General features: G+C 70.3%; 19 protein-coding genes. 14 read left to right on the plus strand and 5 right to left on the minus strand.

Annotation, left to right across the window (positions count from 1 at the left end; genetic code table 11):
- Position 1: 1 nt before the first annotated feature.
- Positions 2-1,282 carry an MgtC/SapB family protein gene (locus tag V7Z98_RS14495; protein WP_334158767.1) on the minus strand — a complete coding sequence of 427 codons (1,281 nt, stop codon included), beginning with the start codon at positions 1,280-1,282 and terminating at the stop codon, positions 2-4.
- A gap of 259 nt (positions 1,283-1,541) precedes the next feature.
- Here V7Z98_RS14495 and ispD point away from each other — a divergent pair, with 259 nt between their 5' ends.
- The 5 genes from ispD (at position 1,542) to V7Z98_RS14520 (ending at position 7,724) form a co-directional block, all read left to right on the plus strand.
- Positions 1,542-2,267, plus strand: a complete 726-nt coding sequence (gene ispD / locus V7Z98_RS14500; protein ID WP_334158768.1) for a 2-C-methyl-D-erythritol 4-phosphate cytidylyltransferase — start codon at positions 1,542-1,544, stop codon at positions 2,265-2,267.
- Between the two features lie 36 nt (positions 2,268-2,303).
- Positions 2,304-2,819: a 2-C-methyl-D-erythritol 2,4-cyclodiphosphate synthase gene (gene ispF, locus V7Z98_RS14505; protein ID WP_442951851.1), complete on the plus strand. Its 516-nt coding sequence runs from the start codon at positions 2,304-2,306 to the stop codon at positions 2,817-2,819.
- A 42-nt stretch (positions 2,820-2,861) separates the two neighbouring features.
- Entirely contained in the window at positions 2,862-4,259 is a 1,398-nt protein-coding gene (locus V7Z98_RS14510; RefSeq protein ID WP_334158772.1) for an HD-GYP domain-containing protein, read from the plus strand.
- A gap of 139 nt (positions 4,260-4,398) precedes the next feature.
- Entirely contained in the window at positions 4,399-6,876 is a 2,478-nt protein-coding gene (locus V7Z98_RS14515; RefSeq protein WP_334158773.1) for a putative bifunctional diguanylate cyclase/phosphodiesterase, read from the plus strand.
- Positions 6,873-7,724, plus strand: a complete 852-nt coding sequence (locus tag V7Z98_RS14520; RefSeq protein ID WP_334158775.1) for an HDOD domain-containing protein — start codon at positions 6,873-6,875, stop codon at positions 7,722-7,724. Before V7Z98_RS14515 ends, V7Z98_RS14520 begins: the two co-directional genes overlap by 4 nt.
- A gap of 103 nt (positions 7,725-7,827) precedes the next feature.
- On the opposite strand, the gene V7Z98_RS14525 is transcribed toward V7Z98_RS14520, so the two are convergent.
- The gene (locus tag V7Z98_RS14525) at positions 7,828-9,210 is read right to left on the minus strand and encodes an ATP-binding protein (RefSeq protein WP_293262313.1); all 1,383 of its coding nucleotides are present in this window, start codon (positions 9,208-9,210) and stop codon (positions 7,828-7,830) included.
- Complete coding sequence (gene ompR, locus V7Z98_RS14530) at positions 9,207-9,968, minus strand: osmolarity response regulator transcription factor OmpR (protein ID WP_293262316.1); 762 nt, start codon at positions 9,966-9,968, stop codon at positions 9,207-9,209. Before ompR ends, V7Z98_RS14525 begins: the two co-directional genes overlap by 4 nt.
- A 214-nt stretch (positions 9,969-10,182) precedes the next feature.
- Here ompR and V7Z98_RS14535 point away from each other — a divergent pair, with 214 nt between their 5' ends.
- From V7Z98_RS14535 to V7Z98_RS14575, 9 genes are all read left to right on the plus strand, one after another.
- Positions 10,183-10,749 carry a hypothetical protein gene (locus V7Z98_RS14535; protein ID WP_334158777.1) on the plus strand — a complete coding sequence of 189 codons (567 nt, stop codon included), beginning with the start codon at positions 10,183-10,185 and terminating at the stop codon, positions 10,747-10,749.
- 147 nt (positions 10,750-10,896) lie between these two features.
- A complete protein-coding gene (locus tag V7Z98_RS14540) occupies positions 10,897-12,453 on the plus strand; it encodes a DUF1800 domain-containing protein (RefSeq protein WP_334158778.1) in 1,557 nt (518 codons plus the stop codon).
- A 9-nt stretch (positions 12,454-12,462) separates the two neighbouring features.
- Positions 12,463-13,686, plus strand: coding sequence for a DUF1501 domain-containing protein (locus tag V7Z98_RS14545; protein ID WP_334158780.1), 1,224 nt, complete (start codon positions 12,463-12,465; stop codon positions 13,684-13,686).
- 138 nt (positions 13,687-13,824) lie between these two features.
- Entirely contained in the window at positions 13,825-14,553 is a 729-nt protein-coding gene (gene tsaB, locus V7Z98_RS14550) for a tRNA (adenosine(37)-N6)-threonylcarbamoyltransferase complex dimerization subunit type 1 TsaB (RefSeq protein ID WP_293262328.1), read from the plus strand.
- Positions 14,550-15,023, plus strand: coding sequence for a ribosomal protein S18-alanine N-acetyltransferase (gene rimI / locus V7Z98_RS14555; protein WP_334158781.1), 474 nt, complete (start codon positions 14,550-14,552; stop codon positions 15,021-15,023). The genes tsaB and rimI overlap by 4 nt, the downstream gene beginning before the upstream one ends.
- The gene (locus tag V7Z98_RS14560) at positions 15,020-15,850 is read left to right on the plus strand and encodes a uracil-DNA glycosylase (protein WP_293262334.1); all 831 of its coding nucleotides are present in this window, start codon (positions 15,020-15,022) and stop codon (positions 15,848-15,850) included. The genes rimI and V7Z98_RS14560 overlap by 4 nt, the downstream gene beginning before the upstream one ends.
- Positions 15,851-15,995: 145 nt before the next feature.
- Positions 15,996-16,679 (plus strand): LemA family protein, encoded by a 684-nt coding sequence (locus tag V7Z98_RS14565; protein WP_293262337.1) that lies wholly within the window; start codon positions 15,996-15,998, stop codon positions 16,677-16,679.
- Between the two features lie 184 nt (positions 16,680-16,863).
- Positions 16,864-17,631, plus strand: coding sequence for a TPM domain-containing protein (locus V7Z98_RS14570; RefSeq protein ID WP_293262340.1), 768 nt, complete (start codon positions 16,864-16,866; stop codon positions 17,629-17,631).
- A 1-nt stretch (position 17,632) separates the two neighbouring features.
- Complete coding sequence (locus tag V7Z98_RS14575) at positions 17,633-18,136, plus strand: TPM domain-containing protein (protein ID WP_334158782.1); 504 nt, start codon at positions 17,633-17,635, stop codon at positions 18,134-18,136.
- Positions 18,137-18,449: 313 nt separating this feature from the next.
- Here the strand turns inward: V7Z98_RS14575 and V7Z98_RS14580 are convergent, their stop codons facing one another.
- Entirely contained in the window at positions 18,450-19,799 is a 1,350-nt protein-coding gene (locus V7Z98_RS14580; protein ID WP_334158783.1) for an EAL and HDOD domain-containing protein, read from the minus strand.
- A gap of 149 nt (positions 19,800-19,948) precedes the next feature.
- The gene (gene acnA, locus V7Z98_RS14585; RefSeq protein WP_334158785.1) at positions 19,949-22,651 is read right to left on the minus strand and encodes an aconitate hydratase AcnA; all 2,703 of its coding nucleotides are present in this window, start codon (positions 22,649-22,651) and stop codon (positions 19,949-19,951) included.
- Between the last annotated feature and the right edge of the window lie 209 nt (positions 22,652-22,860).

Here is a 22,860-nt window from a genome sequence, read left to right on the forward strand (position 1 = left end):
GTCAACCTCCGGCCATGGCGTGGAGGCCCAGCCACCAGCCGGCGAAGCCTCCCCCGGCCACGGCGGAGAAGCCCAGGGCGATCCGTCCGGCCAGCCGGCGTCCCGCCACCACGGCGACCACTGCCAGCTTGAAGCCCAGGTTGGCCAGCACGGCCAGGCCCACGGCGGTCACCGCCTGGGTGGCATTGACCCGCTCCAGGGCGAAAAGGCGCAGGCTCGACAGGGTGATGGCGTCCACGTCGGTGAGGCCCGAGGCCAGGGCCACCAGGTAAAGGCCCCGGCTGCCGGCGATGTCGGCCAGCCAGGCGGACAGGAACAGCACGGCGGCGTAGATGGCGCCGAAGGTCAGGGCGGCGCGGATCTCGGTGGGGTTGCGCAGTTCCAGCTGGGGCAGGGAATCCTGGCGTTCCATGCGGCGCCACATGACCACTGCCACGACCAGGCCCGCCAGGGCGCCGCCGGCCATGGTGGGCAGCAGGTGGGGCACCAGGGCGGGCTGGACCACGGCGGTGAGGGCCACCAGCCGCACCAGCACCACCAGGTTAGCGGTGAGGATGACGGTCAGGGCCAGTCCGCCCAGGGCTGGGGTTTCCCGGCTATGGCGGGAATAGACCAGGGTGGTGGCGGTGCTCGACACCAGGCCGCCCAGGATGCCCAGCAGCGGCGCCCCATGGCGCTGGCCGGCGATGCGCAGGGCGCCGTAGCCGGCCAGGGATACGCCGGAGATGAGCACCACCATCCACCACACCTGGTAGGGGTTGATGGCCTGGTAAGGGCCGAAGCCCTGGTCCGGCAGCACCGGCAGGATCACCAGGGAGAGCACGGCGAATTGCAGGATGGAGATGATGTCCCGCTCCGTCAGCCGGCTGGTCAGGCGTTTGAGCTGGGCCTTGAAGTAGAGCAGCACGGTGCTGAGGATGGCCAGCATCACCGCCTGGGTGCGGTATTCGTCGTACCAGGCCATGGCGCCGAAGCCGAAGGCCAGCAGCAGGGCCACCACCGAGGTGGTGCCCGGGTCGTCCTGGTCCGGGCGCACGGCGTAGCTGGCGATCATCATGGCCGCCACCGCCAGCAGGCCGGCGGCGATAAGCCAGGGCGAATCGAATTCGCCGGCGAGCAGGGCGCACACGGCGCCGAGCAGGGAGGTGAGGCCGAAGGTGCGCAGCCCGGCCCGGGAGGTGGCGCGCCGCTCTCGTTCCAGGCCCATGAGCAATCCCAGGCCCAGGGCGGTGAGAAAGCCGTGGGCGAATTCGAGGCCGACGTCGCTGAGTGGAGTGGTCATGATGGATTCAGCTTAGCGGATGGCAAGGGAAGGAACAGCAGCTGTTCCCCAGTGGCCGGATTTGATCGGCGTGGCGGGAAGGGCGGTTGGCTTCCGGTAGAATCGCGGCCTCGGCCGCCTCCGCGGGGCCGGCATTTTCCGGCGCAACCGCCGCGGCTGCCAAGGTGGCGGACGGCGGCATATGCTGTCATTGTGCCTCAACCCCGGGGCCGCGCCGGAGCCCACGCATTCGCCCAGCCAAAACCACCCGACATCGTCCATGCCCGCCGTTTCCCTGCCTCCCACGCCCGGCCACGCCCGCCACTATGCCATCGTGCCGGCGGCCGGCCACGGCAGCCGCTTCGGCAGCGAAACCCCCAAGCAATACCTGCCCCTGCTCGGCCGGCCCCTGCTGCATCACACTCTGGCGGTGCTGTGCGCCTGCCCGGCCATCGACCGGGTGTTCGTCGTGCTGGCGCCGGACGATGACTGGTGGGGCGGTTTCGACTGGAGCGCCCTGGGCAGCAAGCTGGAAACCGTGCGCCAGGGCGGCGCCACTCGGGCCGCCAGCGTCCAAGCCGGGCTGGCTGCGGCCGCCACCGCCGCAGCCGACGGCGATTGGGTGCTGGTCCACGATGCGGCCCGGCCCTGCCTGTCCGCCCCGGCCCTCAACCAGTTGCTCCAGACCCTGGCCGACGACCCGGTGGGGGGCTTGCTGGCGGTGCCGGTGGCCGACACCCTGAAACGCTCCGACCAGCGCGACCGGGTGGCCGGTACCGTGCCCCGGGACGGCCTGTGGCAGGCCCAGACGCCTCAGATGTTCCGCTACGGCCTGCTGCGCGATGCGCTGCAACGCTTCCCCGACGTGACCGACGAGGCCGGCGCCATGGAGGCGGCGGGCCACGTGCCCCGGCTGGTGCGGGGCGAGCTGGCCAACCTGAAAGTCACCTACCCCGCCGACCTGGCCCTGGCCGAGCGCCTGCTCGCCACGGCGCCCCGGGGCTGATTCCACTTACTTCTTACAGTTCTCACAGGAAATTCCATCGTGCTCAGAATCGGACAAGGCTACGACATCCACGCCCTGGTGCCCGGGCGGCCCCTCGTCATCGGCGGCGTCACCATTCCCTTCGACCGGGGGCTGCACGGCCACTCGGACGCCGACGTGCTGATCCACGCCATCATCGACGCCCTGTTCGGCGCCGCCGGCCTGGGCGACATCGGCCGCCACTTCCCGGATACCGATCCCCAGTTCAAGGGTGCCGACAGCCGCGCCCTGCTGCGCGAGGCCATCGCCCGGGTGACCGAGGCCGGCTACGGCATCCTCAACCTCGACAGCACCGTGGTGGCCGAGGCCCCCAAGCTGGCGCCCCACATCCCGGCCATGGTGGCCAACATCGCCGCCGACCTGGGTCTGCCGGAAAAGGACATCAACGTGAAGGCCAAGACCGCCGAGAAGCTGGGGCCGGTGGGCCGCGGCGAGGGCATCGAGGCCCAGGCCATCGTCCTGCTCGGCGAGCTCGCCGACGAGGACGAGCATGATCACGACCACGATCACTGACCCTTTTTCTCTCCAACCTCCGCACCCTTTTCCGCCTTCGCCATGATCAAGAAAATCCCCGTCGCCCAGTTGCGGATCGGCATGTTCGTCCACGACTTCAACGCCGGGTGGATGGACCATCCCTTCCTCTTCAACCGGGTCATGATCAAGAGCGAGGGCGACCTGGCCAAGGTGCGCAACAGCCGCATCCAGGAGCTCTTCATCGACACCGAGCGGGGGCTGGACGTGGAGGACGAGGCAGCAGCGGAAAAGCAATCCCGTCCCGAAACTTCTGCCCCGGCGGAAGCGCCGGTTGCGGCCGCGCTGGAAGCCGTGGCCGCAGTGGCCGGGCCGGGGGTGGCCGCCGATACGGCGGGTGGGGGCGGCGAGGCACCCCGGGAAACGGCCCAGGAGGCCGCGCCGGAGAAAGTGTCGGAGAAAGTGTCGGAAAAGGCGCCGGCCCCCGGCGAGCGCCTGGCCGCTACCGTGCGGGTCCCCACGGGCAACCCCGGCGGCGTTTCGCCCGGGGTGTCCCTGGGGGCGGAGATGGGCCGGGCCCGGGCCGCTTTCGGCGAGGCCACCCGGGCCGTGCGCTCGGTGATGGACGACGTGCGGGTCGGGCGCCAGGTGGAGCAGGCTCCGGTGCGGGCAGCGGTGGAAAAGATCACCGCCTCGGTGCTGCGCAACAGCCACGCCATCCTTACTCTGCGCCGCCTCCAGCAGCGGGTGGACGACTACACCTACAACCACGCGGTGGGGGTGTGCGCCATGCTGGTGGCCTTCGGCAAGTCCCTGGAACTGGACGAGGCCATGCTCCACCAATTGGCCCTGGGCGGCCTGCTCCACGACGTGGGGCTGATGAAGCTGAGTACCGAGCTGATCACCAAGCCGGGCAAGCTGACCGAGGACGAATTCAAGGTGGTGCGTTCCCACGTGGTGATGGGCCTGGACGTGGCCACTACCTTGCCCGGCCTGCCGCGCCACGCCCTGGAAGTGCTGGCCGAGCACCACGAGCGCATGGACGGCACCGGCTATCCCAAGGGGCTCAAGGGCGAGGCCATTTCCCTGGCGGGGCGCATGGCCGCCATCGTGGACGTCTATGACGCCATGACTTCGCCCCGGGCCTACCGGGGGCCCACCCCGGCGTCCGACGCGGTGCGCCGCCTGTTCGAAGGGGGCGGCACCCTGTTCGATGCCGATCTGGTGAAGGCCTTCGTCAAGAACGTGGGCATCTACCCGGTGGGCTCCCTGGTGCGCCTGGAAAGCAACCGGTTGGCGGTGGTGGTGGCCCTGCACCGGGACAACCTGCTCACCCCGGTGGTACGCATCATCTACGACGCCAAGCGTATGTACTACCTGCCGCCCGAGGACATCGACCTGGCCAAGCACGGCAGCGAGCGCATCGCCGGGGCCGAAGATGCGACCAAGTGGGGCATCGACGTGGCCCGCTTCCTGATCTGATTGATCTGATTCCCGGGCCGCGGCGGCCGCCCGCGATTTTTTACCTCCTTTTACTCGCCCTCGTCGCCTTCCCCCCGTAATATCCGGCGTTATAAAAACGATCACGCTGAAGGGACACACCTTGGTGGACGAAAGGGAGATGGAGGAGGGCGCCGTTCAATCGGTGCTGGAGCAGGTCCGCTTCGAACAGCTGGCCGACAACCTGCCGGAAAGCTTCTGGCTGATCGACACCGCCGCCAAGCAGGTGGTGTTCGTCAATGCCGCCTATGAGCGCCTGTGGGGCGGCAGCCGGGAGGATCTGTGCCGGGACCGCTTTTCATGGCTGTCCTGCGTCCATCCGGACGACCGGCCGCGGCTGCGTCGGGTGGTGGCGGAAAACCGCTTCGGCGGCGTCAATGAAACCTTGCGCGCCTTGCATCCGGACGGCAGCGTCCGCTGGCTGCAATTGCGCAGCTTCGCCATGGCCGACGAGGCCGGGCGCATCCACGGCGTCGGCGGCATCGCCCTCGACATCACGCCCCTGGTGCAGCAGCGCGACGAGCTGGCGGCGAGCATTTCCACCAACCGTTCGATTCTCGATGCCCTGCCGGCCCACATCGCCCTGCTCGACGAAACGGGGCGCATCCTGGCGGTCAACGCCGGCTGGCGCCATTTCGCCGAGGAGAACGGCTATCCGGACGATTCCGCCGGGGTCGGTCTCAACTACCTGAGCCTGTGCACCGGCGACGGGGTGGCGGTGGCGGCGGCCTCCGAGCACGTCCAGTCGGGCCTGCACGCCGTGTTGTCGGGCGCCCGCGACGAGTTCTCCACCGTCTACTCCTGCCACGGCAAGAACGCCGAGAGCTGGTTCCGCCTCCTGGCCACACCCCTGCGCGCGCCGGGCAAGGGCGCGGTGGTGATGCACATCAACGTCACCGAGAGCGTCAAGGCCGAGCGCCAACTGGCCCAGGCCGCCCACTACGACGCCCTGACCGGTCTGCCCAACCGGCTGCTGGTGCGCGACCGGATCGAGCAGGCCCTGGCCAGCGCCCACCGGGAAGGCAAGCGGGCGGCGGTGATGGTGGTGGACCTGGACCGCTTCAAGCTGGTCAACGACACCTTCGGCCACGGCGTTGGCGACGCCCTGCTGGTGGCTGCCGCCGACCGCATCGCCACCGTGCTGCGGGAGAGCGACACGGTGGGGCGCATGGGCGCCGACGAATTCGCCATCGTCGTTCCCGACCTGGAGTCCAGCGAGGACGCCACCATGGCCGCCCAGCGCATCATGGAGGCCCTGGCCCGGCCGATCCACGCCGAGGGCCAGGAACTGTACGCCCAGGCCAGCGTCGGCATCGCCCTCTACCCGGACGACGGGATCGAGGCCGAGGCCCTGATCCGCAACGCCGACACCGCCATGTACCGGGCCAAGGAACTCGGGCGCAACGGCATGCAGTTCTACACCGCCTCGATGAATACCCGGGCCCAGGGCCAGTTGCAGATGGTCATCGACCTGCGCCGCGCCCTGGAGCGGGACGAATTCGTCCTGCACTACCAGCCCAAGGTCAGCTGCGCCAGCGGCGCCATCGTCGGCTTCGAGGCCCTGCTGCGCTGGCGTCATCCGGCCCGGGGCCTGGTGCCGCCGGACCAGTTCATTCCCCTGCTCGAAGACACCGGCGGCATCATCGCCGTGGGGGCCTGGGTGCTGCGCCAGGCCTGCGCTCAGGCCGCCACCTGGCACCGGGAGGGGCTGGGCGCCCCGTCGGTGGCGGTGAACCTGTCGGTGCGCCAGTTGCTCCAGCCCAACCTGGTGGAGATGGTCGGCGCCGAACTGCGCCGAGCCGGCTTGCCGGCCGGCGCCCTGGAGCTGGAGATCACCGAGAGCATGCTGATGCACAACGTGGAGGATGCCATCGCCACCCTGGACGGCCTCAAGCAACTGGGCCTGCGCATCGCGGTGGACGATTTCGGCACCGGCTACTCCAGCCTCTCTTACCTGAAGCGTTTTCCCCTGGATTCGGTCAAGGTGGACCGCAGCTTCGTCCAGGACATCGTGGCCGATCCGGGCGACGTCTCGATCACCCGGGCGATCATCACCCTGGCCCACAACCTCAAGCTGCGGGTGGTGGCCGAAGGGGTGGAGACCGAGGCCCAGTTGGCGCTGCTGTCGAGCAACGGCTGCGACGAGATTCAGGGTTACTACTTCAGCCGCCCGGTGCCGGCGGAGGAAGCGGGCGACCTGCTGCGGGCCGGCCGCCGCCTGCCGGAGGCCCTGCTGTCGCGCCATCCGGCGGGGACGGACCATGCCATCGGGCTTGAAGCCCTGCTCCAGCGGACTACCCTGGATGTAACCCAGGAAGCGGTGGAGATGTTCCCCTGGCCCCTGTTCGGTATCGACAACGAGGGGCTGGTGGTCGCCGCCAACGGCGAGGCCCAGCGCTTGGCTGGACGGGGTGCGCTGGTGGGCGAGCCGGCTGCCGCCTGTCTCCCGGCGGCCGTGATGGATCTCTTGGCACAACGGGAGGCAACCCCGCACCGGGTGGACTGCGCCCAGGGCCGTTTTCTTGTATTCTGCCGCCCCCTGGGGCCGGCCGCCGAGCCCCGGGGCTGGCTGTTGCTGGCTTTACCCGAGGAGCGATGATGACCTTAAGCCCCCTGACCCTGGCCGAGCTCGAAGGGAGCCTGGGCCGGCTGCCGTCGATGCCAGCGGTGGTGACCGAGCTGCTGCTGCGCCTCGAGGATCCGGAACTGGACACCCGCCGCCTGGCCCACGACATCGCCCGGGACCAGTCCCTGGCGGCCAAGACCCTGCGTATCGCCAACTCGCCCTTCTACGGCCTGCGCGGCCGGGTGGCGAGCATCCAGGACGCGGTGACCCTGCTCGGCCTGCACACCATGCGCACCCTGATGCTGGCCGCCGCCGCCGGCGAGACCCTGGGGCGCCTGACCGCCGAGGGGCTGGATACAGCCACCTACTGGCGCCACTGCACGGCGGCGGCGGTGGTGGCCAGGGTGCTGGCGCCCCGTGCCAAGGTTAATCCGGAAAGCGCCTTCGTCGTCGGGCTGCTCCACGACATCGGCCGGCTGGTGATCGCCACCAACTACCCGGCCCACTACAAGGCGGTGCATGAACGGGCCAGAGCCGAGGGCCTGCCCCTGATCGATGCCGAACGCCTCTGCCTGGGCATCGACCACGTCCAGGTCGGGGAACTGCTGGCGCGGCGCTGGGTATTCCCCGCCACCATCGTCGACGGCATCGCCGGCCACCATGCGCCGGAACGCTGGCCCGAGCAGCCCCTGGCCGCCGTGGTCAGCCTGGCTGACAGCGGCGCCTACGAACTCGGCCGGCACCTGGCCGGCGCCTGGAATCCGCCTTCCCGCTCCGAATACGCCTGGAACGCCCTGGGTCTGGATGAAGCCACCTGGCAAGCGGCCCTCGACGAGGCCCGGCCGGGGGCCGAGGAATTCTCCCTGGTGTTCGGCGCCTGAGGCTGTTGCAGCGCCGTCTTCGGCGCTGCGCGATCCGGCGGGGGGGGCTCACCGTAATCTGGCCGGCGTCTGCCCGCTGCTTCTTTCCCGCTTTTTCCGTGCCCTAGCCCTGGCGCGGCAGGACGATCCTGGCGCGCAGGCCGCCCCCTTCCCGGGGCAGCAGGTCCAGGCGGCCACCGTGGGCCCGGGCGGCGGCATCGACGATGGCCAGTCCCAGGCCCGTGCCCGAAACGCCGCCCCGGGCGCTGTCGCCGCGCATGAAGGGGCGCTTCAGGGCTTCCGCCAGGGCCGGGTCGATGCCCGGGCCCCGGTCGAGCACTTCCAATACCACCTGGCGCTGCCGGCCGCTGCCTTCCTCGTGCAGACGGAAGGTCAGCCCGGGGACCATCGAGCCGTTGGGGGTGTCGACGCCGGCATAGCGCCGGGCGTTCTCGCCCAGGTTGGTGAGCGCCCGTTCCAACACCCGGCGCTTGACCGGCAGCGGCGCTACCGTCTCCAGTTCCAGGCTGGCTTCGGGGAAGCGCCGCGCCACGCCGGTGATGATTTCGCCCGGATCGTAGGGCTGGGGCGTTTCTTCCCGGGCGCCCCGGGCGTAATCGAGAAACTGGGTGAGCAGCCCGTCCATGGTTTCCACGTCGGCCACCATGCCGCCCTTGAGTCCATCGTCGCTGGTGCTCATCTCCAGGGCCAGGCGCAGCCGGGCCAGGGGGGTGCGCAGGTCGTGGGAAATGCCGGCCAGCACCTGGGCACGCTCGTTCTCGTTGCTGGCCAGGTCGGTGGCCATGCGGTTGATTGCGCTGGCCAGCACGGCCAGTTCCAGGGGGCCGTCCTCGTTCAGGCGGGCGGGGCGTTCGCCCCGGCCCACGGCCACGCACACCCGGGCCATCTCGGCCAGGGGGCGGCCGACCCGGGCGACGATGAACCAGGCGCCGGCCAGGGCGAAGGTCAGGGCCAGGGCGCCCCAGCCCAGCCATTCCCAGGGCGTGCGCCGCTGGGCGCGGTTTTCCGGCAGCACCACCCAGTATTCGTCCTCGGGGTCGTCGGCGGCCACGTGGAAGCTGGTCCACAGCCCCGGCTCATCGTCCAGAGCGATGGCGAAGCGGGTGGAAAAGCCCAGGGCCAGGCGCACCTGGCTGGCGTAGGTGGCGAAGAAGGGGTTGTCCGGCAGGGGCGTCAGCTTGTCGCCGGCATCCGCAGGAATCACCCGGATGCCCTCGCGCAGGGCCAGGTCGTCGAGGAGCGCCAGGCGCTCGCTGGGGGCGGCGTGGAGGAGGGCGGAGCGGGTCAGGTTGACCACGCTGGCGGTCAATTCCGCCAGCTGCCGGGCCCGGGGTTCCCGTTCCGAATAGCGTAGCAGCAGGGCCCAACTGGTGACCGCCAGGATCAGCACCAGGGCGATCAGCAGGAAGGTGCGCCACAGCAGGGTACGGGGCCACAGCTGGCCCCAGTAGAGGCGCCAGGAGGATGGGCGGTCCGGATCGGTCACGTAGCGTGCGGGGTGGGGGCGGCGGGGGCTCCGATGCCGCCGGGCTCGTCGGGCACGAACACGTAGCCGAAGCCCCACACGGTTTGCAGGTAGCGCGGGTTCTGCGGGTCCGGCTCCACCAGCTTGCGCAGGCGGGAGACCTGGACATCGATGGCCCGGTCGAAGGGGCCGTGCTCCCGTCCCCGGGCGAGCTGGGTGAGGCGGTCCCGGGACAGGGGCTGGCGCGGGTGCTCCATGAGCACCTTGAGCACGGCGAACTCGCCCGTGGTGAGGCGGGTCACTTCGCCCTGGCGGGCGATCTGGCGGGTGGACATGTCCACTTCCACGTCGCCGAAGCCGATCACCCCGGGCTTGGATGCCGGGGCGCCCGGCGGGGGCAGGCCGCGCCGGCGCAGCACGGCCTGGATGCGAGCTACCAATTCCCGGGGATTGAAGGGCTTGGGCAGGTAGTCGTCGGCGCCCATCTCCAGGCCGACGATGCGGTCGATCTCGTCGCCCTTGGCGGTGAGCATCAGGATGCCCAGCTGGGCATCGGCCGAGCGTAGGCGCCGGCATATCGACAGGCCATCCTCTTCGGGCAGCATCAGGTCCAGCACCAGCAGGTCGAAGGCCTCCCGGGAAAGCAGCCGGTCCATGGCCGCGGGGGATTCGGCCGCCTTGACGGTGAAACCCTGTTCGCCGAGGTAGCGGGTCAGCAGGTCGCGCAGTCCCTGGTCGTCGTCTACCACCAGGATGCGTTTGGGCGTGATCGTGTTCATGGTGGTTATCGTAGCGTGGTCAATGCCGGGTGGATAGGGCGTGGTTGGGGGCAGATGGAGAGAATCGTCAGCAGGTGTTTCGGAAACGCCGTGGCGTCACATTTTCTTACAACTCGACGCAGGGAGAAATGGGCAGGGGGCGGCGCTGCCGCTAAGATTCGGTCATGACGAGTGGTCCCCGACATGGCCCGGACCACGGTTTTTGGAGCGTTGAATGCAATCCCGCCGTTTTTCCCCGTTTTTCGGCAATGTCCTGCGCCAGACCGCTCTGGCCTGGGGGCTTGCCGCCAGCTTGGGCAGCCTGCCGGCCCTGGCCCAGACGGGAACGGCGCCGACGGTACCCGGCAGCACCGCCAGCGCTCCGGGGCCGGTGGCGCCCATGGTGAGCCTGGAAAAGTGGAAGCGCATGACGGCGGACGAGCGCCGCGCCGAGCGTGAGCGGGTGCGTAGCCAGTGGCCGCGGATGAGCGACGCGGAGCGCCAGGCCGCCCACCAGGCGATGCGTGAGCGCCTCGACTCCTTGTCTCCCGAACAGCGCCAGGAAATGCGCCAGCAACTGCGCCAGGAAGGGCGGGAAGCCTGGGAGAAACTGTCGCCGGAAGAGCGCCAGGCCCGCCGCGAGGCGATCCGGGAACGCTGGCAGAGCATGCCGCCCGAGGAGCGCCAGCAGTTGCGCGACAAGCTGCGCGAGCGCCGGGCCCTGGAGGGGGGGCCGGCGAGAGCGGAGCCACCACCCACGCCCCCCCTTTCCGGCCCCCGGCCGTTGCCGCACCGGCCCTGATTCCCGGCCGATCTTCGCTGTAGTTTCCAGCCCGGCTCGCCACCCCTGATTCTTCTCAGTCTTCTTCCCGGTGCCCTCGCCATGCCAATCGATCATGGATTTTCCCCAGGCCGCCGCCGTTGGCTGAACCGCACCGGAACGGGCCTCTTGGCCCTGCCCCTGGGGGCCTCCCTCGGCCTGGCCGCGCCGGCCTGGGCGGCCCGCCGCGAGAACGATGCGGTACTGGGTGAAGCCGGCGCCCGCCACCTCCTGGCCCGTACCGGCTTCGGCGGCCGGCCGGCGGACTTGGCCGCCTACGCCGGGCTGACCCGCGTCGCGGCGGTGGACCGCCTGCTCGCCCGGCCCCCCACGGCGCCTCTGCATGCGCCCCCGGCCGACGCCCTGGAGTACGTCTCGCCCCAGCGCCTCAAGGAAATGCGCGAGGAGGACCGCAAGGCCTTCCAGCAGGAACGCTTCCGCGTCGGTGCCGAGATGCGCGCCTGGTGGCTCCAGGAGATGATCGAGGCCGATCCGTCCCGGGCCCTGGTGGAGCGGATGACCCTGTTCTGGCACAACCATTTCGTTTCCAGCGACCAGAAGGTCCACGCCCATTCGTTCATGGTCCGCCAGAACCTGCTGTTCCGGGAAAACGCCCTGGGCAATTTCGGCGACCTGCTCCACGCCGTGGGCAAGGACCCGGCCATGCTGGTGTACCTGGACGGCGCCCAGAGCCGGCGCGAGAGCCCCAACGAGAACTTCGCCCGGGAGGTGATGGAACTGTTCACCCTGGGCCGGGGGCATTACCAGGAAGGCGACATCCGCGAAGCGGCCCGGGCCTTCACCGGCTGGAGCATCGAGCCCCAGACCGGGGAGTTCCGCTGGCGGCCCTTCTTCCACGATACCGGCGTCAAGACCGTGCTTGGCCGCAGCGGCAATTTCGACGGCGACCAGGTGCTCGACATTCTGCTCGCCCAGCCGGCCTGCGCCGAGTTCATCGCCGCCAAGCTGTGGCAGGACTTCGTCGCCCCCTCGGGGGACGATCCCGCTCAGGCCCGGGCCATCCAGCGCCTGGCGGCGGTGCTGCGCGACAGCGGCTACGACCTGCGCGCCACCCTGCGGGCCCTGCTGCTGTCCGAGGCCTTCTGGGCGCCCCAGAACCGGGGGCGACTGGTCAAGTCGCCGGTGGACCTGGTGGCCGGCACGGTGCGCACCCTGGACGTGACCGTGCCCGACGCCCTGCCGCTGGCCTTCATCGTGCGCAACCTGGGCCAGGACCTGTTCGCCCCGCCCAATGTGCGCGGCTGGCCGGGGGGCGAAGCCTGGATCAATTCCACCTCCCTGCTGGCGCGCAAGGCCTTTCTCGAACGGCTGCTGCGCGGCGAGGACTTCGTCGAGCCGATGCGCCATTTCGACGGCCAGCAGGCCCGCTACGACGACGCCACGCCGGTCATGAAGCGGCGCACCGCCCAGTTGCGCGAAGCCTTCGGCCAGGTGGGCGGCCGCATGGACGGCGACGCCCGCTTCCGCCTGGTGGCGGCCTGGTCGGCGGTACGGGTGGACAGCAGCCGCCTGCTCGACCGCTTTCCCGACCGCCGCGGCCTCGAAGCCGCCCTGCTGGCGGTGCCTCCGGTTAACCCGCTTGCCGCCGGCGGGATGAACGATGCACCCACCGGTCTCGCCCTGATCCGGGCCCTGGCCCTCGATCCCGCCTACCAGCTTCTCTAGGAGACTGCCATGGACCGCCGCAGCTTCCTCTTCGGCCTCGGGGCCGCCAGCCTCACCGTGCTGAGCGCAACCTCCCGGGCCGCTCCCCAGATGGATTCTTCCAGGACGCCCGCCAGCGGCGGCGCGCCGGACATGCCCCGGGGCAGCCCCCATTACGAGCGCCTGCTGGTGCTGGTGGAACTCAAGGGCGGCAACGACGGGCTAAACATGGTGGTGCCCTATGCCGACCCCCGCTACGCCGCCCTGCGCCCCCGGCTGGGCTTAAAGCGCGAGCAGGTCCTGCCCCTGAGCGAATTCGCCGGCCTGCACAAAGCCCTGGAACCCCTCCTGCCCCTGTGGCGCGACCGCCAGTTGGCGGTGGTCCAGGGTGTGGGCTACCCGGACCCGGACCTGTCCCACTTCCGCTCCATCGACATCTGGGAGACCGCTTCCGGCGCCCACGAGACCCGCAGCGACGGCTGGCTGGCCCGGGCCTTCGCCAAGGCCCCGGTGCCCGCCGCCTTCGCCGCCGACGGAGTGGTGCTCGGCGCCGCCGACATGGGGCCCTTCGAAGGCCCGGGCAGCCGGGCCATCGCCCTGGCCAACGCCGACCAGTTCCTGCGCCAGGCCCGGCTCGCCCAGCCAGGCGGCGAGGCCGCCCGGGCCAATCCGGCGCTCGCCCACCTGCTCAAGGTGGAGCAGGACGTGAGCACGGCGGCCAACCATCTGGCCGGGTCGGTCAATGCCGTCCGCCTTGCCACCGCCTTCCCGGGCGGCCCCTTCGGCCAGGCGGTGAAGACCGCCTGCCAGCTGGTGGCGAGCAACGCCGGAGTGGCCTGCCTGCGCATCACCCTGAACGGCTTCGACACCCACCAGAACCAGGCCGGCACCCAGGCCGGCCTGCTGCGCCAGTTGGGCGAGGGCCTGGCCGCCCTGCGCGCCGGCCTCGCCGAGTCCGGCCGCTGGAACGACACCCTGGTGATGACCTATGCCGAGTTCGGCCGCCGTCCCAAGGAAAACCAGTCCGGCGGCACCGACCACGGCACCGCCGCGCCCCATTTCGTCCTCGGCGGCCGGGTAGCCGGCGGCCTCTACGGCGCCGCGCCGGCACTGGACCGGCTCGACGGCAACGGCAACCTGCCCTTCGCCGTGGACTTCCGCCAGCTCTACGCCACCGCCCTGGACACCTGGTGGGGCATCCCCTCCCGGGACATCCTGGGCGGGCGCTTCGCACCCCTGCCGCTGCTCGCTTGAACCGCAAGGCAGGGGAGGGCAGCGGTTCGCCCCGGCCCGTCTTCAGCGGCTCGTTCGCGCCGTAAAAGCGTCGGCCGGGTACGCCACGCCCATGCCCGCCGGGGCGGAGTGGTGGGCTAACAGGGTACAATCCGCCCCATGAAACTGCTTGCCCTGGACACCACCACCGAGGCCGGCTCCTGCGCGCTCTGGCTCGATGGCCGAGTGATCGCCCGGGACTGCCCGGCGGGACGCTCCCACTCCGAAACCCTGCTGCCCCTGACCCGGGACCTGCTCGCCGAGGCCGGCGTGCCGTTTTCCGGCTTGGACGCCATCGCCTACGGCGCCGGCCCGGGGGCCTTCACCGGGTTGCGGGTGGCCTGCGCCGTGGCTCAGGGCCTGGCCGTGCCCTTCGACCTGCCGGTGGTGCCGGTGGGCTCCCTGCTCACCCTGGCCACCGCCTGCGGCGCAGCCACCGGGGCGCAGCGGGTGCTGGCCCTGCTCGATGCACGCATGAACGAGGCCTATGCCGGCCGCTATGTACGCGGCGCCGATGGTGCCTTTCACCCGGAGCACCCGGAAGGGGAGGACCGGGTCGGTCCGCCCCAGGACATCGAATTGCCCGACCCGGCCGAGGGCTGGGTGAGCGCCGGCAACGCCCCGGCAGCCTACCCGGCCCTGGCCGAGCGCCTGGCCGCCGCCGCCATCCCCCACCACCCGGCGTTGCCCCAGGCCGCCACCGTGGCTGCCCTGGCCGCGGCCCGGCTGGCCGCCACGCCCCGGGCCGACTGGGGCCAGTTCGACGCCGCCCTGGCGGCGCCGGTGTACGTGCGCGACAAGGTGGCCTTCACCGTGGCCGAGCGGCTCGCCCAGGGAGGCAAGGCGTGAGCCTGGCGGCCGAAACCCGGGAGCTGGCACCCATGACCGAGGGCGACCTGGACGCGGTGCTGGCGATCGAGGCCGCCACCGCGGCTTTTCCCTGGCAGCGTGGCCATTTCGCCGATTCCCTCAAGGCCGGCTACAGCGGCTGGACCCTGCGAGTGGGCGGCCAGGTGGTGGGCTACGCCATGATCATGGCGGCGGTGGACGAGGCCCACCTGCTCAACATCGCCATCGACCCGGCCTTGCAGCGCCGCGGCCTGGGCCGCTGGCTGCTGGTACGGGCCATGGATGCGGCGCGCCAGTCCGGCATGTTTTCCATGCTGCTCGAAGTGCGGCCCTCGAACGAAGGCGCCCGGGCGCTCTATGCCGCCCTGGGCTTTGCCGAGATCGGCCGGCGCAAGGGCTACTACCCGGCGGCGGACGGCCGGGAGGACGCCATCGTGATGCAGCGCGCCCTGGTGGAGGTCCAGGCATGAAGCCGGTGCTGCTCTCCCGGGAAGCGATCCTGGCCGAAATGGGCATCGGCCCGGTGTGGGTGCCGCGCCAGGGCGGTGAGACGCCCGATGCCATGGCCGAAGCCGCCGTGAGCACTGCGCCCGAAGCGCCCGCCGCCCCTGAAATCCCTGCCGTCGACCGCCCCGCCCGGTCCTTCCCGGGCCGCCCCGCTGCGCCAGTGAACGCGCCTCGGCCCGCGGCCGAGGCTGCGCCCCGCGTGGCTACCCCGGTGACGATTCCCCCCGGCCTGTCCTGGCCCGAGCTGCGCCAGACGATTGCCGATTGCCGGGCCTGCGGGCTGTGCGAAAAGCGCACCCAGGCCGTGCCCGGGGTGGGGGACGAGCAGGCCGACTGGCTGTTCATCGGCGAGGGCCCGGGGGCGGACGAGGACGCCCAGGGCGAACCCTTCGTCGGCCAGGCCGGCAAGCTGCTCGATGCCATGCTGGCGGCCATCGACCTGAAGCGCGGCGAGGACGTCTACATCGCCAACGCGGTGAAGTGCCGCCCGCCCGGCAACCGCACCCCGGAGCCGGCCGAGATGGCCGCCTGCCGGCCGTTCCTCACCCGCCAGATCGAGTTGCTCCAGCCCAAGCTGCTGGTGTTGCTCGGCCGGGCCGCCGCCGACAGCGTGCTGGGCCTGGAAAAACCCCTGGCCGCCATGCGCGGCCGGGTGCACGAGTACCAGGGTATCCCGGTGGTGGTGACCTACCACCCGGCCTATCTGCTGCGCAACCTGCCGGAGAAGGCCAAGGCCTGGGAAGACCTGCTCTTCGCCCGGCGCACCATGGCCCGCCTGAAGGGGCACTGAACCCGTGACCCGCGCGGCGCCCCTTGCAGGATCGGCGCCGCGCCCCTACCTTGACGGCATGAGACTGGATCGGACCGATCCGCCGCTGCCGAGCCGTCCCCGTCATTTCGCCCATCGCCTTATCGCTTCTCCCCCCGGAGGTCCCATGCGTTTCCGCCTGATCGCCCTGTTCGCCCTGGCCGTGTCCCTGCTCTCGGGCTGCGGCTACAACGAGTTCCAGCGCCTGGACGAAGAGTCCAAGGCCGCCTGGTCCGAAGTGATCAACCAGTACCAGCGCCGCGCTGATCTGGTGCCCAACCTGGTGAATACGGTGAAGGGCTACGCCTCCCACGAGAAGGAGGTGCTGACCCAGGTGACCGAGGCCCGGGCCAAGGTGGGCAGCCTCCAGGTGACGCCGGAGCTGGCTAACAATCCGGAAGCCCTGGCCAAGTTCCAGCAGGCCCAGGGTGAACTGTCCTCGGCCCTGTCCCGGTTGCTGGTGGTGTCCGAGAACTATCCGCAACTCAAGGCCGACGCTGCCTTCCGCGACCTGCAAGCCCAGCTCGAAGGCACCGAGAACCGCATCACCGTGGCTCGCAACCGCTACATCCAGTCGGTGCAGGTCTACAACACGGCGGTGCGCTCCTTCCCCAACAACCTGACCGCCATGGCCTTCGGTTACAAGCCCAAGGCCAATTTCAGCGTGGATAACGAAAAGGCCATTTCCACGGCCCCCACCGTGGATTTCGGCGGCGCCAAGCCTGCCGCGCCTGCCCCCGCGCCCGCTCCTGCGCCGGCCGAAGCCCCGGCCAAGGCGCCGGGTGGGGCCGCGCCGGTGTCGGGCTACTGATTCGCCTGGTCGGACCATGGTCGCCAGCACAGGCATCACGTTGGGTTCTTTTCGCGTGGTCCGCCAAACTCCGCGCCAGTGCTTGATCCTGGCGTGGTGTCTGCTGATCGCCGCATGCTGCCTCGTTCTCCCGGGCTGGGCCGCGGAGAATGAGGCGGGGCGCGGCCTTGCGCCCATCCCGCCGTTGACCGCCCGGGTCACCGACACCACCGGTACCCTGCCCGCCGACCGCCGCCAGGCCCTGGAGGCCAAGCTGGCCGCCTTCGAGAAGGACAAGGGCGCCCAGATCGCCGTGTTGATCGTGCCCACCACCCAGCCCGAGGCCATCGAGCAGTATTCACTGCGGGTGGTGGAGGCCTGGAAGCTGGGCCGCACCAAGGTGGACGACGGCCTCTTGCTGGTGGTGGCCAAGAACGACCGGCGCCTGCGCATCGAGGTCGGCTACGGCCTGGAAGGAGCGGTGCCGGACGCCATCGCCAAGCGGGTGGTCAGCGAGGTGATCGCGCCCCGTTTCACCGCCGGGGATTTTCCGGGGGGCATCGAGGCTGGGGTGGATGCCCTGATCAAGATCGTCTCCGGCGAACCCCTGCCGCCGCCCGCCGCCAAGGCGCCGTCCGGGCAGGGGGCGGAAGGGGATCTGGAATCCCTGTTCGTGCTGGTGATGATCATGGCCCTGGCCGTGGGCCAGGTGCTGCGCGCCGTGTTCGGCCGCCTGTTCGGCTCCCTGGCCGTGGGCGGCGCCACCGGCGCCCTGGCCCTGCTGATCGCCGGCAGCCTGGGCATGGCGGCCCTGGCCGGCCTGGCCGCTTTCGTCTTTTCCCTGCTCGGCCTGAGCCCGGCCATGCTGCGCGGCGGCGGCCTGGGTGGGGGAGGCTTCGGCGGCTCCCGGGACGGCGGGTTTTCCGGCGGTGGCGGCCGTTTCGGCGGCGGTGGCGCTTCGGGAGGATGGTGAAGTGACGGTAACCCGCGTGTTCAAGCATCTGCTCGTCCCCGGCTGGTGGGGGCGGCGCCACTTTCCCTCCGGCAGCCTGGCGCGCATCGAGGCGGCCATCGCCGATTCCGAGGCGCGCCATGGCGGCGAACTGCGCTTCGTGGTCGAGACCGCCCTGCCGCTGGCCTACCTGCGCCGGGGCGAGGCCGGCATCCGGGAACGGGCCCTGGACCTGTTCTCCCACCTGCGGGTGTGGGACACCGAGGGCAACACCGGCATCCTGGTCTATGTGCTGCTGGCGGACCGCCGGGTCGAGATCGTAGCCGACCGGGGCATCCACGCCCGGGTCGGCGAGGCGGCCTGGACGAAACTGTGCCGCCAGATGGGGGAGGCCTTCCGCGCCGGCAATTTCGAGGCCGGTACCCTGGTGGCCCTGGCGGACATCACCGTCCTGCTCGAAGCCCACGTCCCGCCGCCGCCGGGCAATCCCAACGAACTGCCCGACCGTCCCCTGGTGCTGGGCTGACCGCTACGCCTCCGGTAGCGGAGGCGCTCAATCCCGATCTGAAGAATGCACGCCCGGCGCCCTGGATGGCGCACCCGGGCCGGTGCCGTGCCGGCTATAGGGGCCGGTCCGGCCGGGAACCGGTTTGCGTCTGGGGAGGGCGTCGGCGCCGAGGAGCCTGCCTGGCGATGTATTAATAAAATTAATACGTTGGGACAGCGGAAAATCGAAGGTCCGCGCCGGTTGCGGAGTTTGTCTTTTCGGCCGCCGGGAAACATGAAGAAAATTAATGTATTGGCCGGCGGCCGGCGGCCGGTGGCCGGGGCGGGGCGTGTCAGGTCGACTGGGGCGTGAGGGCTTCCTCGGCCCAGGCCAGGGCTGTCCGGTGGGCGTCGTTCAGGGTGGCGGCGTCCAGGCCGAGTTGGGCGGCCAGGTCGGCGGTCCGGGCCGCTTGGCCCTTTTCCACCGCCAGGGCGAGCATCAGGAAACGGGCGTAGGGGCCGGTATTGGTCAGCAGCACCTCGCTGACGTCTTCCGGCAGGCGCAGCTTTTCCAGGACCCGGGGCAGGGGCTGGGCCAGCAGCAGTTCGAACAGGGAGAGCAGGCCCACCAGGAACAGTTCGTCGCAGGCGCTGCGGGGCAGGGCGTCTGCCGCCGCGATTTCGAGGAAGCGGGCGCGGCACAGGGCGACTTCGAGCAGGGCCTCGTCCCGGTCCCGGGTCTGGCCGACGCGGAACATGGAGACGGTGAGCCAGCGGTAGAGCCGGTCCCGGCCGAGGACCAGGATGGCCTGCTCGATGCTCGCTACCGGGCTGGTGAGGCCGGCGGCGGGAGAGTTGGCCAAGCCCAGCAGCTTGAGGGCCACTCCAGGGTCTTTCTTGGCGATCACGCCGAGCTCGGCCGGGTCGGCGTCGCTGCGCAGCAGGTTGAGCATTTCGATGAGCACCAGCCGGCTCTGGTCGAGACGGCTTTCCTGCTCGTCCTGGTCCGGGGTGGTGAGGAAATCGCCCAGGCAGTAGTCGAAGCCCCGGCTGGCGACCATGCGCCGCTCGGGCCAGGCGTGCACGTCCTCGGCGGCCAGTTGCAGCCCGGGCCGGATCGCCTTGAGCTGGCGGGCCATCTTCTCGAAGGCTTGCAGCGGGTAGTCGCGCAGGGAAAGAAACACCACGTCGGCGGAAGCGGCGTGGAGCAGGGTGGCCGGGGCCAGGTCCACGCCGGCGAGGGCGGCCCGGGCGCCGCTGTCGCGCAGGCGCTGGATCACCGCGGCGCCGGTGTCGCTGGCGATGAAGCCGGCGGGTTCGCGGCGCAGATCGAGCAGGAACAGGGCGTGGGGCGCTACCAGGGGCAGGTGTTCGTCGCGCAGCACCGCGTCGGCGGTGATCGGAATCACCGCCAGGCGGCGCTGGGCGAAGGCGGCAATGCCGGCGTCGGCCAGGGCCGCCAGCAGCAGGGACGAGGCCCCCGGGGCGGTGTCCGACTGGTAGGTGAAACGGTAGCCGTACAGCCGGTTGCGCTCGTCCACTACTTCCTCGCGGCGCAGCAGGGCCTCGGCGGCCTGGCGGCGGGCCGCGTCGGGGGCCGCCGCAGGCATCGCCGCCGGTTTGCCGGGAGCGGGGGAGGGCGCGGAGGAAGGGGGGGCGTCGGCACCGTCGTCGCGGCGCTTGAAGAAGCGGCTGAAAAGCATTGGTTCCCTGATGCGCGTTATGCGCGTTATGGATTATTCCGGCGTCTGGCGCGCCGTATATGGTGAAACGCTAATTTTATGCCCCGCGCCGGTGCGTCGGGAGGAACTACGGCACGTTCCTTCCGGTGCGGGGCATGAGTAGCAGGCGGTCAGGCCATCAGCTGGCGCAGCACGTAGGGCAGGATGCCGCCGTGGCGGTAGTAGTCCACCTCGATTGGCGTGTCGATGCGGCAGGTGACGGCAATCTCCCGCGCCGTGCCGTCGGCACGGGCGATGCGCAGGCCCAGGGTCTGCTGGGGCTTGAGGGTGTCGTCCAGGCCGATCACGTCGAAGGTTTCGGTGCCGGTGAGGCCCAGGGACTGGATGCTGTCCTGGCCTTGGAACTGGAGCGGCAGCACGCCCATGCCCACCAGGTTGGCCCGGTGGATGCGCTCGAAACTTCTGGCCACCACCATCTTCACCCCGAGCAGCTGGGTGCCCTTGGCCGCCCAGTCCCGGGACGAGCCGGTGCCGTATTCCTCCCCGGCCAGCACGCTGGTCGGAATGCCGCGTTGCAGGTAGGCGCTGGCGGCCTCGAACACCGAGGTCTGCTGGCCGTCGAGCAGGGTGTAGCCCCCTTCGACCCGGGTGCCGTCCGCCTTGGGCGGCAGCATCAGGTTCTTCACCCGCACGTTGGCGAAGGTGCCGCGCACCATCACGTCGTGGTTGCCGCGGCGGGAGCCGTAGGAATTGAAGTTGAGGGGCGTCACCCCCTGGCCTTGCAGCCACTGGCCCGCCGGGGTGGCAGCCTTGAACGAGCCGGCCGGCGAGATGTGGTCGGTGGTCACTGAGTCCCCCAGCAGCAGCAGGGGCTTGGCTCCGGCGATGCCCTGGATCGTGCCCGGCTGCATGGAAAAGCCGTCGAAGAAGGGGGGCCGGGCGATGTACGTGGAGGCCGGCCAGCCATAGACCTGGCCGGTGGGGGCGGGCACCGCGTTCCACAGGTCGTGGTCCTTGGTGAAGTCGGCGTAGAGCCGCTGGTAGGTGGCCGGGTCCTGGGCATAGGGCAGCACGGCGTTGATCTCGTCGCTGCTCGGCCAGATGTCGCGCAGGTACACCGGCTGGCCGTCGCGGCCCGTACCCAGGGGCTCGGCTGTGAGGTCCACGTTGGCCCGCCCGGCGATGGCGAAGGCCACCACCAAGGGCGGCGATGCCAGGTAGTTGGCACGGATGCTGGGGTGGATGCGGGCCTCGAAGTTGCGGTTACCCGAGAGCACGGCGGCAGCCACCACGTCGTTGCCGGCGATGGCCTCGTTGAACTCCGGCGCCAGGTCGCCGGAGTTGCCGATGCAGGTGGTGCAGCCGTAGCCGGCCAAGGCGAAGCCCAGCTTGGCGAGGGGTTCCAGCAAGCCGGCTTTTTCCAGGTACTCGGTGACCACCCGGGAGCCGGGGGCCAGGGAGGTCTTGATGTGGGGCTGGACCGTCAGGCCCTTGTCCACCGCCTTCTTGGCCAGCAGGCCGGCGGCGATCAATACCGCCGGGTTGGAGGTGTTGGTGCAGGAGGTGATGGCGGCGATCAGCACGTCGCCGTGGTGCAGGCTGACGCCGGGCATGGCCGTGGCCACGGTCTCGCCCAGGGCCTGGGCGCTCTTGCCGAAGCCGTTGTCGGCCACCGGGGCGGAAAACAGCCGGTCGAAGGTGCTGCCCATCTCGGGCAGGGGGATGCGATCCTGGGGCCGCTTGGGCCCGGCCAGGGACGGCACCACGGTGGCCAGGTCCAGGGTGAGCACCTGGGAATAGTCGATCTGCCCGGCCCGGGGGATGCCGAACAATTCCTGGGCGCGGAAGTAGCCCTCGAACAGGTCGGCTTCCTCGTCGCTGCGGCCGGTGTTGCGCAGGAAGGCCACGGTCTTCTCGTCCGGGGGGAAGAAACCCATGGTGGCGCCGTATTCCGGGGCCATGTTGGCGATGGTGGCCCGGTCGGTGACCGACAGGCTGGCGGTGCCCTCGCCGAAGAATTCGACGAACTTGCCCACTACCTTGGCCCGGCGCAGCAGCTCGGTAAGGGTCAGCACCAGGTCGGTGGCGGTGACGCCCTCGTTGAGCTTGCCTTGCAGTTCCACCCCGACCACGTCCGGGGTGAGGAAGTACACCGGCTGGCCGAGCATGGCGGCTTCGGCCTCGATGCCGCCGACGCCCCAGCCGACCACGCCGACGCCGTTGATCATGGTGGTGTGGGAGTCGGTGCCCACCAGGGTGTCGGGGAAATAAACGCCGTCCTTGCCGCGCACGCCGCGGAACAGGTATTCCAGGTTCACCTGGTGCACGATGCCGATGCCCGGGGGCACCACCTTGAAGGTGTCGAAGGCCTGCATGCCCCACTTCATGAACTGATAGCGCTCGCCGTTGCGCTGGAATTCGTACTGCATGTTGCGCACCAGGGCGTCCGGGGTGCCGTACACATCCACCTGAACCGAGTGGTCCACCACCAGGTCCACCGGCACCAGGGGCTCGATGCGCTTGGGATCGCGACCCAGGTCGGCGGCCACGTTGCGCATGGCGGCCAGGTCGCAGAGCAGGGGCACGCCGGTGAAGTCCTGCAGCACCACCCGGGCGACGACGAAGGGAATCTCGTCGCTGCGGGGTGCGTTGGCGCCCCAGTTGGCCAGCTGGGCCACGTGCTCCTTGGTCACCTTGTCGCCGTCGCAGTGGCGCAGCACCGATTCCAGGACGATGCGGATCGACACCGGCAGCCGCGCGATTGCGGCAAATCCGGAGGCGGCGAGGGCGGGGAGGGAGTAAAATTGCCCGCTTCGGCCCGCCGGGGTCGAAAAGCGTTGCCGGGTGGCGGCGTAGGGGTTCGGCTGGGTCATGGCGTCTCCTTGTGGGATGTCGCGGAAAGGTTCCCGATCGGGAATCTTCGATCATAGTCCGACCCGGCGCGGTCTGCCGGGTTCCTCCGGACACGGCCTTCGGTCCTGCGGCCGGTGTCCAATCCCGAACATGCCAGTGTTTTTTTGCGCTTTTTTGGCGCCCGACGTTCACACCCCAACGCTAAAAAGCTATCATATATAAGACTTGG

It is taken from the genome of Oryzomicrobium sp., assembly GCF_036820405.1.
Lineage (GTDB): Bacteria > Pseudomonadota > Gammaproteobacteria > Burkholderiales > Rhodocyclaceae > Oryzomicrobium.

Coding starts and splice junctions, on each gene's coding strand:
- V7Z98_RS14495 (WP_334158767.1), bottom strand. CDS start 1,282: ATGACCACTCCACTCAGCGACGTCGGCCTCGAATTCGCCCACGGCTTT.
- ispD (WP_334158768.1), top strand. CDS start 1,542: ATGCCCGCCGTTTCCCTGCCTCCCACGCCCGGCCACGCCCGCCACTAT.
- V7Z98_RS14510 (WP_334158772.1), top strand. CDS start 2,862: ATGATCAAGAAAATCCCCGTCGCCCAGTTGCGGATCGGCATGTTCGTC.
- V7Z98_RS14515 (WP_334158773.1), top strand. CDS start 4,399: ATGGAGGAGGGCGCCGTTCAATCGGTGCTGGAGCAGGTCCGCTTCGAA.
- V7Z98_RS14520 (WP_334158775.1), top strand. CDS start 6,873: ATGATGACCTTAAGCCCCCTGACCCTGGCCGAGCTCGAAGGGAGCCTG.
- ompR (WP_293262316.1), bottom strand. CDS start 9,968: ATGAACACGATCACGCCCAAACGCATCCTGGTGGTAGACGACGACCAG.
- V7Z98_RS14535 (WP_334158777.1), top strand. CDS start 10,183: ATGCAATCCCGCCGTTTTTCCCCGTTTTTCGGCAATGTCCTGCGCCAG.
- V7Z98_RS14545 (WP_334158780.1), top strand. CDS start 12,463: ATGGACCGCCGCAGCTTCCTCTTCGGCCTCGGGGCCGCCAGCCTCACC.
- tsaB (WP_293262328.1), top strand. CDS start 13,825: ATGAAACTGCTTGCCCTGGACACCACCACCGAGGCCGGCTCCTGCGCG.
- V7Z98_RS14560 (WP_293262334.1), top strand. CDS start 15,020: ATGAAGCCGGTGCTGCTCTCCCGGGAAGCGATCCTGGCCGAAATGGGC.
- V7Z98_RS14565 (WP_293262337.1), top strand. CDS start 15,996: ATGCGTTTCCGCCTGATCGCCCTGTTCGCCCTGGCCGTGTCCCTGCTC.
- V7Z98_RS14580 (WP_334158783.1), bottom strand. CDS start 19,799: ATGCTTTTCAGCCGCTTCTTCAAGCGCCGCGACGACGGTGCCGACGCC.
- acnA (WP_334158785.1), bottom strand. CDS start 22,651: ATGACCCAGCCGAACCCCTACGCCGCCACCCGGCAACGCTTTTCGACC.